This is a genomic window from Nocardia sp. NPDC058114, assembly GCF_042884695.1.
In the GTDB taxonomy this organism is placed as follows: domain Bacteria; phylum Actinomycetota; class Actinomycetes; order Mycobacteriales; family Mycobacteriaceae; genus Nocardia.
In genome coordinates, this window is the sequence record NZ_JBHVTK010000011.1 from 123,302 (window position 1) to 135,869 (window position 12,568).

Annotated in this window: 13 protein-coding genes; 5 read left to right on the top strand and 8 right to left on the bottom strand. The window is 67.5% G+C overall.

All coding sequences use genetic code 11. The features are described 5' to 3' along the window. Window positions 1-2: 2 nt before the first annotated feature. From ACFVVI_RS30415 to ACFVVI_RS30435, 5 genes are all read right to left on the bottom strand, one after another. The gene (locus ACFVVI_RS30415; RefSeq protein ID WP_387447789.1) at window positions 3-518 is read right to left on the bottom strand and encodes a hypothetical protein; all 516 of its coding nucleotides are present in this window, start codon (window positions 516-518) and stop codon (window positions 3-5) included. After that, entirely contained in the window at window positions 515-2,374 is a 1,860-nt protein-coding gene (locus ACFVVI_RS30420; RefSeq protein WP_387447791.1) for a hypothetical protein, read from the bottom strand. Before ACFVVI_RS30420 ends, ACFVVI_RS30415 begins: the two co-directional genes overlap by 4 nt. Further along, the gene (locus tag ACFVVI_RS30425; RefSeq protein ID WP_378993902.1) at window positions 2,374-2,667 is read right to left on the bottom strand and encodes a hypothetical protein; all 294 of its coding nucleotides are present in this window, start codon (window positions 2,665-2,667) and stop codon (window positions 2,374-2,376) included. The genes ACFVVI_RS30420 and ACFVVI_RS30425 overlap by 1 nt, the downstream gene beginning before the upstream one ends. A gap of 107 nt (window positions 2,668-2,774) precedes the next feature. Next, window positions 2,775-3,224 carry a Fur family transcriptional regulator gene (locus ACFVVI_RS30430; RefSeq protein ID WP_379314523.1) on the bottom strand — a complete coding sequence of 150 codons (450 nt, stop codon included), beginning with the start codon at window positions 3,222-3,224 and terminating at the stop codon, window positions 2,775-2,777. Between the two features lie 4 nt (window positions 3,225-3,228). Next, window positions 3,229-3,579 (bottom strand): helix-turn-helix transcriptional regulator, encoded by a 351-nt coding sequence (locus tag ACFVVI_RS30435; RefSeq protein ID WP_067456316.1) that lies wholly within the window; start codon window positions 3,577-3,579, stop codon window positions 3,229-3,231. 189 nt (window positions 3,580-3,768) lie between these two features. Here ACFVVI_RS30435 and ACFVVI_RS30440 point away from each other — a divergent pair, with 189 nt between their 5' ends. Next, the gene (locus ACFVVI_RS30440; RefSeq protein WP_378637754.1) at window positions 3,769-5,169 is read left to right on the top strand and encodes a glycine--tRNA ligase; all 1,401 of its coding nucleotides are present in this window, start codon (window positions 3,769-3,771) and stop codon (window positions 5,167-5,169) included. Between the two features lie 102 nt (window positions 5,170-5,271). Next, entirely contained in the window at window positions 5,272-6,609 is a 1,338-nt protein-coding gene (locus ACFVVI_RS30445) for an acyltransferase (protein WP_387447793.1), read from the top strand. 135 nt (window positions 6,610-6,744) lie between these two features. Here ACFVVI_RS30445 and ACFVVI_RS30450 read toward each other — a convergent pair whose 3' ends face one another. Beyond that, complete coding sequence (locus ACFVVI_RS30450) at window positions 6,745-7,563, bottom strand: MerR family transcriptional regulator (RefSeq protein WP_387447795.1); 819 nt, start codon at window positions 7,561-7,563, stop codon at window positions 6,745-6,747. Window positions 7,564-7,688: 125 nt separating this feature from the next. Beyond that, window positions 7,689-9,677 (bottom strand): TPM domain-containing protein, encoded by a 1,989-nt coding sequence (locus ACFVVI_RS30455; RefSeq protein ID WP_387447797.1) that lies wholly within the window; start codon window positions 9,675-9,677, stop codon window positions 7,689-7,691. Window positions 9,678-9,746: 69 nt separating this feature from the next. Here ACFVVI_RS30455 and ACFVVI_RS30460 point away from each other — a divergent pair, with 69 nt between their 5' ends. Then, window positions 9,747-10,424, top strand: coding sequence for an MBL fold metallo-hydrolase (locus ACFVVI_RS30460; protein WP_387447799.1), 678 nt, complete (start codon window positions 9,747-9,749; stop codon window positions 10,422-10,424). 12 nt (window positions 10,425-10,436) lie between these two features. Here ACFVVI_RS30460 and ACFVVI_RS30465 read toward each other — a convergent pair whose 3' ends face one another. Then, window positions 10,437-10,853, bottom strand: a complete 417-nt coding sequence (locus tag ACFVVI_RS30465; RefSeq protein WP_387447801.1) for a DoxX family protein — start codon at window positions 10,851-10,853, stop codon at window positions 10,437-10,439. 84 nt (window positions 10,854-10,937) lie between these two features. On the opposite strand from ACFVVI_RS30465, the gene ACFVVI_RS30470 reads away from it, so the two are divergent. Together ACFVVI_RS30470 and ACFVVI_RS30475 are read left to right on the top strand one after the other, a co-directional pair. Continuing rightward, window positions 10,938-11,870 (top strand): LysR family transcriptional regulator, encoded by a 933-nt coding sequence (locus tag ACFVVI_RS30470; RefSeq protein ID WP_387447803.1) that lies wholly within the window; start codon window positions 10,938-10,940, stop codon window positions 11,868-11,870. A gap of 119 nt (window positions 11,871-11,989) precedes the next feature. Then, window positions 11,990-12,568, top strand: a complete 579-nt coding sequence (locus ACFVVI_RS30475; RefSeq protein ID WP_378637756.1) for a YdcF family protein — start codon at window positions 11,990-11,992, stop codon at window positions 12,566-12,568.

Genomic DNA, 12,568 nt, shown 5'->3' on the forward strand with positions numbered 1-12,568 from the left:
GCCTACTCCGCCGCGCAAGGTGAGGACGCGGTCATCGAGAACCGCACCTCGTTCCTCGGCCCAACGGAGGTATCCCGGAACGATGCGACGGTGTAGCCGGTCGAGTCGCGGTAGAGCCGGTTCACCGGGTCGTTGTCGGGCCGCTGGCTCGGTACGAGGGTGAAGCCGCGTGTGGTCATCGCTTCGAGATTCGCCATCGCTCGGTCGATGAACTCCTGGGGCGGGTTCACTTCCTCCATCGTGTACCGGGGCCGCCACGGCGGACCCTCGGACATCAGAGAGTTCGGGTTCGTTCGGCAGCCCGTGCCCGGCAAGGTCAGATTCGCGATCTCGACGGGGCCCTTCTGCGGCCAGATGAGCTCGAAATTGCGCTCGACAATCGCGCCTGCCTCGGCGACGGTCAGCCCCGTGGTGTCTTTGATCCGCTCGTTGGTCGGACCTTCGTGGATGAAACCACTGCATCCCGTGACGCCCGCAGTGATCATCAGGATGCAGGCCACGATCGTTGTTTTCGTCATTTGATGTCGATCGTTCGGCCGGGCTCGGCATTGTCGGTGATGCGGGGGTCGGCGTACGGGTCGAGGTCGGGATTACCGAGGGCTGCCGCGAGGCGAGCGGCAGCAGCTGCCTTCGCTGCGTCGAACCCCTCCTTGCCTCCGTCGCCGTTGTCTCCCAAACCGATGTCGACGTACGGTGTTTCGATTCCTCGTTCGACATACGCGGTCGCGGTCGATCCTTCGATAACGCCGACGATGTTCTGAAACGCTGTCGATCTCGGGTCGTCCCAGTACTTCCCGTGCCCGTCGGTACCGAAGACGACCTCGGTGGGGTGGTTTCGGGAGGTGTCGCTGTAGAAGCCGGTATCGAGTCGTGTTACGCCGGGTACCTCGTCGGGATCACCGCCCAATTCGGCGGACGCGTGGGGGTTTCCGGGAATCGTGAATGCGCCCGGAATGCTGAGTCCGCCTTCGGGATACGACTGCACGACACCGATCAGGTCGCCGGGTGCCGTCATCGAATACCGCTGGACACTCGGGTTCGGGTTGTTCCAGCCCGTGTCGAAAACGCCGGTGCCCGCCGAAGAAGCGTGCAGGATGCGGTCAGCGCGCAGACCCAACTGCTCGGCCGAGCCGACGATCGAGCCGCCGTAGGAATGTCCCACATAGGAAACCGGCGTCCCCGGCGCGGTCGCACCGACTTCCCGGTCGATTTCGCGGCCGAAGTCGACAAGCCGAGGCGCCATGTCCGCGGCGAATTTCGGGCTCGGCGCCCCGTCGGAAAGGCTGGTCAGACTCTGCGGGAAGTCGCCCTCCATGTACAGGAAAATCGGGCCGCCCGTCTGATCGGCGAGATTCCACGCGGCCACGTGATTCGACCCGGAGCCGTTGAGATTCGTACTGGTGCCGGGCACATACACCCCCACACCGGGCGCGCCCGACTTCATCTCGCCGACCATCTCGATCATCCGCCCGTTGCCCTCGGTGCTGAACATGACGAACTTGCGGTCGACCATGCCCAGCTGCGGTGTCGCTGTTTCGCCGGTCGCGGCGGCGGTGGTGTCGAGCGTGCACGCACCTTCGGGATTCGGGATGGGCGCGAGCATTGCTTCCAGCTGCTTCACCCGCGATTCGTCTCGATTCGGCTTGGCCTTCTCCGACGTCAGCGCGTTGCGGACATTGATCTCGTTGGCCTCGATCCGCATCACGAACGGCACGCCGTTCAGATTTCCCAGCTTCTCCGGCGCCGCGATCACCAGCTGACGTTGCGCTTCGGGACTCAACCCGGCCAGGAAGGTCGCCCGATCGTCCGGCGACATCGACGCCAGCTGGATCGCGACCACGTCCGGATCCCGCATCGAACCGTCGGCGAGGGTGATGTCGGGCTGCCCGTCGCGCATCGCCCCGAGGTCGCCCATCGATTCCCGTAGCCTGGCGCCGAACAGGTTGTCGAGGCGTTCGAGCTCGTCCAGCCCACTGAGCAGGTTGAGCTGGAAAACTCCTGCGGCGCCCTCCTCTTTCGGATCGGAGTGGGTCACCCGGCCGTCGGGCGCGACCACGAAACCTTGCCCGACGGCGAGGTTCTTCTGTTCCAGCACATAGGTTTTGGCGTGTTTCAGGCCCTGGTAGGCGTCTTCGGCGTCGTCGGCCACACGGAGCAGCACGGTGCGCACCTCGTAGCCGTGATCGATTTCCTCATCGATGCGCCGCGAGGCCGCGTCTTTGGTCTGTCCGTACCAGCTACCCGCGGCCGAGATCGCGCGCGAGCAGTCGTCGACGGAGGTCGAGAGGATGTCGGCGTTGGCGCGGGCGGCTTCCCCGGCGCGGTGCAGGCCCTCGAGATTCCAGGTGTCGAGTTGGGGGATGGTCGGCCGCATCAGCGGGTACCGAGCTTTCCGATTTCGCCCGCGGTCTCGGCGTCTCTTGCCTGGATATCGGCGGAGAACTTGTCGACGAGGTCGGCCAGCGTCGTGTACCGGGTCGCGATCGAGTCCATGGCCTGCGAAGCCGGGTCGGACAGTCCGCGTACGGCGGCGAGCACGTCATTGCCGTCGCCGGTCGCCTCGCTCGCGGCCGTCCAGCTCAGCGCGTCGACTTCGGCCGCCTCCCGACGCCAGGTCGTCGCCATCGTCGTCAACTGATCGGGCTCGACGCCCAGGGTCCCGCTCACGATGTCCCCTTCTTCGCTGCCGAGAGGACTGCGCGCCCGTGCGGGCCGGTCCCTTCGTGAAGGTTGGACGGGGCTCGCGAAGCGAAGGTTCCATCATGTGATGTGAGTCACACGGATGCGGGTTCGTCTCTCGCCGCATCGGTTCGGCTGCGCACGCACTCGCGGCAGGTGCCGAAGATCTCGAGTGTGTGGCTCACCTCGGTGAAGCCGTGTTCGCTCGCGATGGTCTCGGCCCATGCCTCGACCGTCGGGCCCTCGACCTCGACGGTGCGCCCGCACTGGCGGCACACCAGGTGGTGATGGTGGCCGCTCGAGCACTGGCGGTAGACGGATTCGCCGGTGTCGGTGCGCAGCACGTCGACCATGCCCGCGTCGGCCAGGGACTGAAGAGTCCGGTAGACGGTGGTCAGGCCGATACCCTCGCCGCGTTTGCGCAGCTCGTCGTGCAATTCCTGCGCCGAGCGGAACTCGTCGATATTGTCGAGCAGGGCCGAGATGGCACTGCGCTGGCGGGTGCTGCGGACCCCGACCTGCTTCGCGGAGGTGTTGTCTGCCAACGGATTACCCTTCCTCGGCATGGGCGACGGCATCGACCACGATATGCGCCAGATGGTCGTCGACGAGTTCGTAGAGCACCTCGCGGCCCGAGCGTTCGCCGTGCACCACGCCCGCCGATTTGAGAATGCGCAGATGCTGGCTGACCAGCGGCTGGGTGACGCCGAGCGCGTCGACCAGCTCGTGCACGCAGCGCGGCGACTCACGCAACTGCAGCACGATGGCGATGCGTACCGGCGCGGCCAGTGCCCGCAGCAGCTCGCCCGCGTCCTCCAGGACCGTGCGCGACGGCACGGCGGCGGGGGCGGGGGAGTGGTACGGGTTGTGCGGGTGCGCGGGCGCGGCCTCGGTGGTCATCAACCAACTCCTTAATGGAAACAGATTCCATTTTGATATGCATAATTGCGCATGTCAAATGACGCGCCGCGCGGACACCTCGGCTGCTGCAAACCCACTGGACGCGTCCCGATACGCTGGACCCACTTACGTACGGTAGGCCGCATCGAACACCGGTACGGCATGCCGAACAATTCCGACTCGCAGTGGATGGAGAAATCTCGCGTGGCACCCAAGTCGAAGGTGGACACCGTTGCCAACCTCGCCAAGCGCCGGGGTCTGGTCTACCCGTGCGGTGAGATCTACGGAGGCACCAAGTCGGCGTGGGACTACGGTCCGCTCGGCGTCGAACTGAAGGACAACATCAAGCGGCAGTGGTGGCGGACCATGGTCACCAGCCGCGACGATGTCGTCGGTCTCGACTCCTCGGTGATCCTGCCGCGCCAGGTCTGGGAGGCCTCGGGCCACGTGGCCACCTTCTCCGATCCGCTGGTCGAGTCGCTGCACACGCACAAGCGTTACCGCGCCGACCATCTCATCGAGGCCTACGAGGCCAAGCACGGCCACCCGCCCGCCAACGGCCTGGCCGACATCAACGATCCCGACACCGGCCAGCCCGGCAAGTGGACCGAGCCGCGTAACTTCTCCGGCCTGCTCAAGACCTTCCTCGGCCCGGTCGACGACGAAGAGGGCATGCACTATCTGCGTCCCGAGACGGCGCAGGGCATCTTCGTCAACTTCAAGAACGTCCAGGAAACCGCGCGCAAGAAGCCGCCGTTCGGCATCGCCCAGATCGGCAAGAGCTTCCGCAACGAGATCACGCCGGGCAACTTCATCTTCCGCACGCGTGAGTTCGAGCAGATGGAGATGGAGTTCTTCGTCAAGCCGGGCGAGGACGTGGAGTGGCACAAGTACTGGATCGACACCCGTCTGTCCTGGTACACCGACCTCGGCATCGACCCGGAGAACCTGCGCCTGTTCGAGCACCCGAAGGAAAAGCTGTCGCATTACTCGGCGGGCACCACCGACATCGAGTACCGCTTCCGCTTCCAGGGCAGCGAATGGGGCGAGCTCGAGGGCATCGCCAACCGCACCGACTACGACCTCAAGACGCACTCGGAGCACTCGAACGTCGACCTGAGCTACCGCGATCAGGCCAGCGGTGAGCGCTACACGCCGTACGTCATCGAGCCGGCCGCCGGTCTGACCCGTTCGCTGATGGCCTTCCTGGTCGACGCCTACACCGTCGACCAGGTGCCCACCGCGAAGGGCACGACCGAAGAGCGGATCAGCCTGCGTCTGGATCCTCGCCTCGCGCCGGTCAAGGCCGCGGTGCTGCCGCTCTCGCGCAACGCCGACCTGACCCCGAAGGCCAAGGACCTCGCCGCCCAGCTGCGCCGCAACTGGAACGTCGACTTCGACGACGCGGGTGCCATCGGCCGTCGTTACCGTCGTCAGGACGAGATCGGTACCCCGTTCTGCATCACGGTCGACTTCGACACCATCGACGACCACGCGGTGACGATCCGCGAGCGCGACTCGATGGCCCAGGAGCGCATCGCCCTGGACAAGGTCGAGTCCTACCTGGCAGCACGACTGATCGGCGCCTGATCCGTCAGGTCGACGGAGCCCGCACCGCTAGCTCGGTGCGGGCTCTTTCACGTCCGCGCACTGGGCGGTTGATCACACTGCGTAGCTGACGGTTTGCGTTGGGTGGACGCTTGCCTCACGATCTTCGTTGTGCTGTGGGAACCGGAAGACGTGGTGCGGGCGCTCGACCCGTCGGAACAACGATTCGTGCGGCACGCGACCTTCACCGGACGGTCGGTCACGGTGCTCGGGGAACTGGACGCGGCCGGGCTCGGCGCGGCCTTCGCGGCGTTGCAGCGGCGGTTTCCGATTCTGGTGTGCCGGATCGTCGAGGATGCCGACGAGAACGGAATCCTGTTGCGTCCGGGGGATATCGAGGCCGTCGGCGCGTGGGTGAGTTTCGGCGATCCCGACGAGGTGCGGATTCCGGCCGAGTCCATGGATCCCGGGGCCCAATTGGCCTATCTGGATGTGGTTCTCGCCGAAGAGGATCGGGCTCGGGTCACGTTGTTCGTGCACCACAGCGTGGCCGACGCGGGGCATTGTGTCGAACTGTTCGCGCGGCTGTGGGGCTTCTACACCGACTATGTGGAGACCGGGAAGATCGCGGACACGGCAACCGTGGTCGCCGAGTCGGAGACCGCAGCCGGTGCGACGTGGGAGTATCCGGCGTCGCTCGAGGTGCTGCTGGCGCAGCGGGGGATCCGGCGTGGACGGCGGTCGGGACTCGAGACGGTAGCGCGTCCGCTCGTCGTCACAGATTCGGTGAGTGGGATCGAGCGGGCGGAGGCCGCACCGGCCACGTTGGCCCGGCCCGCGCGGATTCAGCTGGATACCGTCGCGACCGCACGAGTGCTCGAGCTGGCTCGCGCGCATGCGGTGAGCGTCAACGGGTTGGTCACCGCCGCGGTGTTGCGGGCATACGGCGATCTCTCGGGCGCGGACCACGTCTCGTGTATGTATCCGGTCGACCTGCGCAGGCGCCTCGACCCTGCGGTCGCCGCGGAAGCCGGCACCAACCTGTCCGGCCTGGCCGCGTTCGCCACCGATGCCGCCGACACCGCGGACCTCGTCGTGCTCGCTCGCCGGATCGGCACCAGCCTGCACAACGACCTGGCCGACGGGGTGATCGAACAGTCGGTTCTGCACTTCCCCGACTTCTTCGGTCCCGATCGAATCCACTCCACCGCAGGGCATATCGCGCTCACCAACACCGGGACGGTGCCCCCGTTCCGCGCCCCCGCCGGGCTGATTCTCGACGACTACGAGATCGTCTACCTCTCCGCACACCCCCGCCCGTCGACGGGGGCGTCCGCGGCGGTCACCTTCCTCGTCTACACCTATCTCGGTCGACTGACCATCGGCCGATTGGGTGGCGGCCCGCTCGCCGCCCACCTGCTGGATGCCGTCGCCGCGGAATTGTCCTGGTCATCCGCGGATCAGGAAGCCGCGACCGCCTGAATCCGACGGCACGGCCCGGCTCCGCAGAGCGGCACCCCGCCGCAAGTGGCGCAGTCGATGGGAATTCCGCCGGCCACGACCGCTGGAGGCTGGGTGCACGGATCTCGCCTGCGGATCGCACGGGCCGGCCGCGCCTCAGCGCGGTGCGAGAGGCTCCTGCAGCTCGGTGACCCAGCCATCGGGATCGGGCGTCCACTCCAGGGTGACTTCGCGGACGGGCGCGCCGGTGCGGTGCCCGTTGTCCTCCACCCAGCGACCGAGCGCCTGCCACGCCGCGCCGATCCCGCTCACGTTCCCGCGATGGACGGTGGTCGCGGCGTGTTCGAGCGCGGGCAGATCGACGATCGAGAAGTCCGGTGCCGCAGCGGGTTCCACATTCACCGGCACACACGCGTGCACGCCGACCGTCCCGTCGTCACGCGCGTCGTAGTAGGCGATCGCGGGACCGGCGATCGTGATCCCGGCCGCGGCCAGCCGGTCGGACAGTTCGCTGAACAGCGGCCCGATCACCGGGCTGATCGCCTGGGGTTCGAATCCCGAAGCCCAGCTGGACGATTCGGCCACTCTGACTGCGGGCACCGACTTGACCACCACATCCTGATCGGGCATGACGCCCTCCTTTTCGATGATTCGGAGTCTCGCTTCGACTTCGGTCAACCGCGAACGGTCGGCCGCGATCCGCTGTTCCAACTCGGCTCGGCGCAAGGTGAGCATGCCGCGCAGTTCTGCCGCGTCGGGCCCCGGCTCGAGCATTCTGCCCACCTGTTCCAGCGTGAACCCGAGCTCTTTCAATGCGATGAGCCGATTGAGCCGGGCCAGCTGCGCCGCCGTATAGAAGCGGTACCCGGTGGCCGCGTCGACTCTGGCGGGCGCCAACAAGCCCACCGCGTCGTAGTGGCGCAGCATGCGCACCGACACCTGACCGTGCCTGGCGAAATCTCCGATACTGAACATGACGCCTTCCGGTGTACGGCCTCACACGGTGAGAGAGTCAAGGGCGAACCGGTCGACCTCGCCGCGCCGCGATCAGGTGCGTCCGGCACTGCGCCCGGCGCGGTCGACCCTCGCGCTGGCCGGGATCAGAATCTGCCGCCCCGGCTGACTCGACGCGATCCCGACGAGCCGCCGTACGAGCCCGGACGGTAGCCGCCGCCTCCGCCATAGCCGCCGCCTCCGCGCCGCGAACCGCCACTCATCGCGCCCCGCAGCAGCTCGTTGAGCAGGATTCCGCCCAGCACCGCGCCGGTCTGTGAGCCGCCGCCCGACATCGGCTGACGCGTCTCCCACGCCTGCACGCTGGCCTGCGCCTGCTGCATGGCCCGGCCGCCGAGGTCGGCGGCGGTCTGTGCGCTGACGAGTGCGCGTTCGGGGTCACTGCCCGCGAGCCCGTGTGCCTCGGCGAGGTGACGTTGCGCCTCGGAGAGCCGGGTGCGGGCCTCCGCGTCGACGCCGCCACGCCGGGTGGTGATGAACGACGACGCCGCATCGATGCGGGCGGATGCGTCGGTGAGGGTGCGATCGAGCCGGCGTCGCAGATCCCCCACGGCCAGTTTGCGATCCGAGGCCGCCGCGATCGCGCGGTCCAGTTCGGCATCAGCGGTGACCGCGGTGTGGAAGGTACCGAGGGGATCGCTGTCGGCGTTCGGGGCATTCAGGGCCGCGGTGGCGGACGAGACCGCGGCGGCCAGGTCGGCGCCGCCGAACTCGGTGAGGCTCGTGGCCGAGCTCAGGTCGGCGCGCAGTTCGTCGAGGGCGGCCGCAAGACCGTCGCGTGCTTGCTGGATATTCGTCGCGGCCTGGTCTACGGCATCGAGCAGCGTCCTTGCCTGTCCGATCGCGCCTTCGGCCGCTCGGATCGCCGCGACCGCACCACCCTGCTGCCCGACGGGCTGGGTGAGAGCGGTTCGAGCGGAGTCGATGTTGTTCTCGGCGAAGGTGATTCGCTCCTGCGCCATCCGCACGTTGTCGTGGATCGGCGCGATGACCGAGGGTGGATAGGTCGAGCCCAAGCGGGTGAGTTCGGCTTCGGAGCCCGGCATGCGCGCGGTCAGCTCGACGATGTCGCGGGTGAGCGTGTCCAGCCGAGCGGGCGCGTCGATGAGCAGATCGCGCATGGCGTCGAAATCGGCGACCTGCGAGTCGAGTTCGCGATCGGCCGTGCCCGCCGTGGCGATCAGCTCGATGAGCATGGCGCGCTGCTGGTCCGGCGTCTCCGGAATCGCGTCGTCGAGTTGCTGACGAATCGTGAACGCCTTCGCGGTGGCGGCGCGGGCGGCATCGAGCGCGGAGCGGAACGGCGTCACCGCGGTGTCACCGAATTCGCTGGTGGCCAAGGTCAATTCCTCGGCGCTGGTCCGCACGGCATCGTCGATCTCGACCAGTCGCTCGCGGGAGAGCGTGTGCAAGGTCGGCAGCGACAATCGCGCCAGCGCCGCGGAATCGGTCGGATCCACCCTGCGCGCGGTGGTCAGCTCGGCACGATCCTGGTCGTCACGGCGCTTGCGCGAGAACAACATCAAACCGCCGGCCACCACGATCACGGCCAGCCCGATGAGGATCAGCACACCCCACGGCACTCCGCCGCCCCGCATCGCCGAACCGATTCCCTCGGCGGTGTCGACCGCGGCCTGTGCCCACTTCTGGTCGCGCAGATCGGGTTCCACCGAGCCCGCGAGCAGCGAGTCCAGTTCGGAGTCGCTCACACTCTCGGGAAGGGTGCCGTCGAGCCAGTAGCCGCGGTCGTCGACGGCCACCGCCAGCAGCAGATCATGATCGCTGAAGCCGGAGAGGTCGGACGTGCGGGTAGCCCAGTCGCGGGGCGCCATCGACCCGAAGGTGCGCACATAGTTCACCCACAGCTTCACCTGGTGATCGCGGTAGAGGGCGTCGACCGCGTCGAGCACGCGTGCTTCGTCGCCCGCACTGAGCACATTCGCGGTATCGACCACCTGCGGACCCATGCGCGCGGGCGGTTCGCCGACCGCGCTCGGCGCGCACAGCAGACTCAACACGGCGAACACCGCGCAGAGTGCGGAAACCGATCGTGGGGCCGAACTCGACAGCGGCATGTGTCGAATCTAACGGTCGACACCGACACCGGCACGACAGCGCGGCGCGTGGCTTCTACGATCGGGTGCATGGTCACAGTCGCTCGCCAGTACACAGGTCACGTCACCGCGGGCGGGGACGCCCAGCAGCGCGACGTCCCCGGCGCCCGCATCGTGAAGATGTCCGTCGGTCCGATGGACAACAACACCTACCTGATCCAGAGCGCCACCACCGGCGCCGGGGTGCTGATCGACGCCGCCAACGATGCCGAGCGCATCATCGAACTGACCGTGCTCGAGACGCCCGGCCAGATCGAACTGCTCGTCACCACCCACCGCCACCCCGATCACTGGCAGGCCCTGACCGAGGTCACCAAGTCCCTCGACGTCCCCACCGCCGCCCACACCCTCGACGCCGACCACCTCCCGGTCCGCCCCGACCGCCTGCTCGAAGACGGCGACACCATCGAAGTGGGCGACCTCGTCCTCCACGTCATCCACCTGCGCGGCCACACCCCCGGCTCGATCGCCCTCGCCCTCACCGACAACGCGGGCCACACCCACCTCTTCACCGGCGACTCCCTCTTCCCAGGTGGAGTGGGGAAAACTCATAGTCCCGCCGACTTCGACACCCTCCTCACCGACGTCACCACCAAACTCTTCGACCGCTACCCCGACGACACCGTCGTCTACCCGGGTCACGGCGACGACACCACCCTCGGCGCCGACCGCGCGAATCTGCCCGAATGGCGGGCGCGGGGTTGGTGATCTCCGGTCCGGTCAGCGCAGCGTGAAGGCTGGTGCGGTGAGGGTGAGCCCCAGGTCGGCGGTGTAGGCGAAGACCGCGAAGAACACCAGTGCCGCACCGGCCAGGGCGAGATCCTTGTTGAAGTGGACCATCTCGTGTTGCTTGGTCTCGGCGTCGGTCTCCTTCCAGAAGGCATGCATCAGGAAGGCCGTCGGCACCAGGAACGTCACCAGGACAAGCGATCCGAGGTCGCCCCAGGCGCCGAGCAGCACGCTCGTTCCCGCGACGAGCACGGCGGCACCCGAGGCGTACACCGCGAACAACGGCGACGGCACCCCACGGCTCGCGGCGTAGCGCGCGGTGTCCTTCGCCGCGCTCAGATGGCCGATAGCCGCGCCGATGAACAACGCGGAGAACAGGATTCGTCCGATCAGGACCATGACGCTCATGACTTCCACCTGATCATCGCGAGACCGGTCGCGTCCAAGACTGATCTTTGCGGGACCGATACCGAGCGGGTATCGTCGCAGCTCATGGACCTCCGTCTGCTGCGATACTTCACGGCGGTGGCCGAGGAACTCCACTTCGGTCGCGCCGCCGCCCGGCTGTACATGACCCAGCCGCCCCTGAGCAGGGCGATCAAACAGCTCGAAGACGACCTCGGCTACGAACTCCTGCGTCGTTCACCGACGGGCGTGACTCTCACGCCTGCCGGGTCCGCCCTCTACGACGAGGCCCTCGAGCTGCTGGCCCAGGCCGATCGGGTGCGCACCAGGGTCGCGGTCGCCGCCGGGGCGTCCGCCGTCACGATCGGCACCTTCGCCGAAGCGGCAGGGAGCCGACTGGCCGCGGCGTACCGGGCCGCGCATCCCGACGTCCAGGTGCACATCAGAGAAGGCGACTTCGCCGACCCGACGGCCGGGTTGCGCGCCGGACGCGTCGACATCGCCCTCACCCGCACGCCCTTCGACGAAACCGGCATCACCACACAGGTTTTGCGCACCGACCCGGTGGGTGTCGTCCTTCGCGTCGACGATCCCCTGGCAGATCGCGCGAGTCTGCACCTGCGCGAACTGGCCGATCGACAGTGGTTCCAGCTGCCCGCCGATACCGAACCGATCTGGCGGAGTTACTGGTCGCACCCGACCGATCCGGACACCGGCCCGGTGGTGCGCACCGTCCACGAATGTCAGCAAACCGTCCTGTGGAACGGCACCGTCGGCCTCACACCACTGGGCCACCCGGTCCCGGAGGGTCTCGTGGTGGTCCCGCTCGCCGACAAGCCGCCGAGCAGCCTCGTGCTGGCCTGGACCAGCGCGGCACACAGCCCGCTGATCCGCTCGTTCGTCGACATCGCCGCGACGATCCCCTGGGAGTCCGCGGTACCGGCGGTCGGCCGTTCACCGGAACGGAATCCGGTGGTGACCGCTGACCCCGCGGGGCGTCGGAGCGACCTGGCAGACTGACGAAGGTGAAATCGGGTTTCTCGCGAACGGTCACGCCCGCCCCGGATGTCAGGCATCCGCGCGGGCTGGTGTCGACGGTCTCGGTGTGGTTCGTCCGGTTGATCGCCGGCGCGGTGCTGATGGGGTTGGTGCTGGTCGCCGGGACAGCGGTCCGGGTCTGGCAGGTCGCGCGGATCGACGACTACACCCCCGCGAACGCGATCGTGGTGCTCGGCGCGGCCCAGTATTCGGGAACGCCGTCGTCGGTTTTCGAGGCGCGGCTGTATCAGGCGTGGCGACTCTACGAGGCCGGGGTGGCGCCCACCGTGATCACTGTCGGCGGCAAACAGGAGGGCGACCTGTATACCGAAGCCGCCTCGGGCAAACGGTATCTGGAGGACAAGGGCGTCCCCAGCGAGAACATCGTGGCCGTCGAAACCGGTTCCGACACACTGCGCAGCATCGAGGCGGTGGCGTCGGCGATGGGGGAGCGCGATATGTCATCGGCCGTACTCGTGAGCGATCCGTGGCATTCACTGCGAACCAGGACGATGGCTCGCGACGCAGGCCTGGAAGCGTGGACCGCACCCACCCGTACCGGGCCCGCCGTCTACACGAGGGAGTCGCAATTCCACGGCATCGCCCGCGAAACCGGCGCGCTGCTCTGGTACCAGCTCACTCATTTCTCGGCAGATTTTCCTTACGAGGCGGGACAGTGA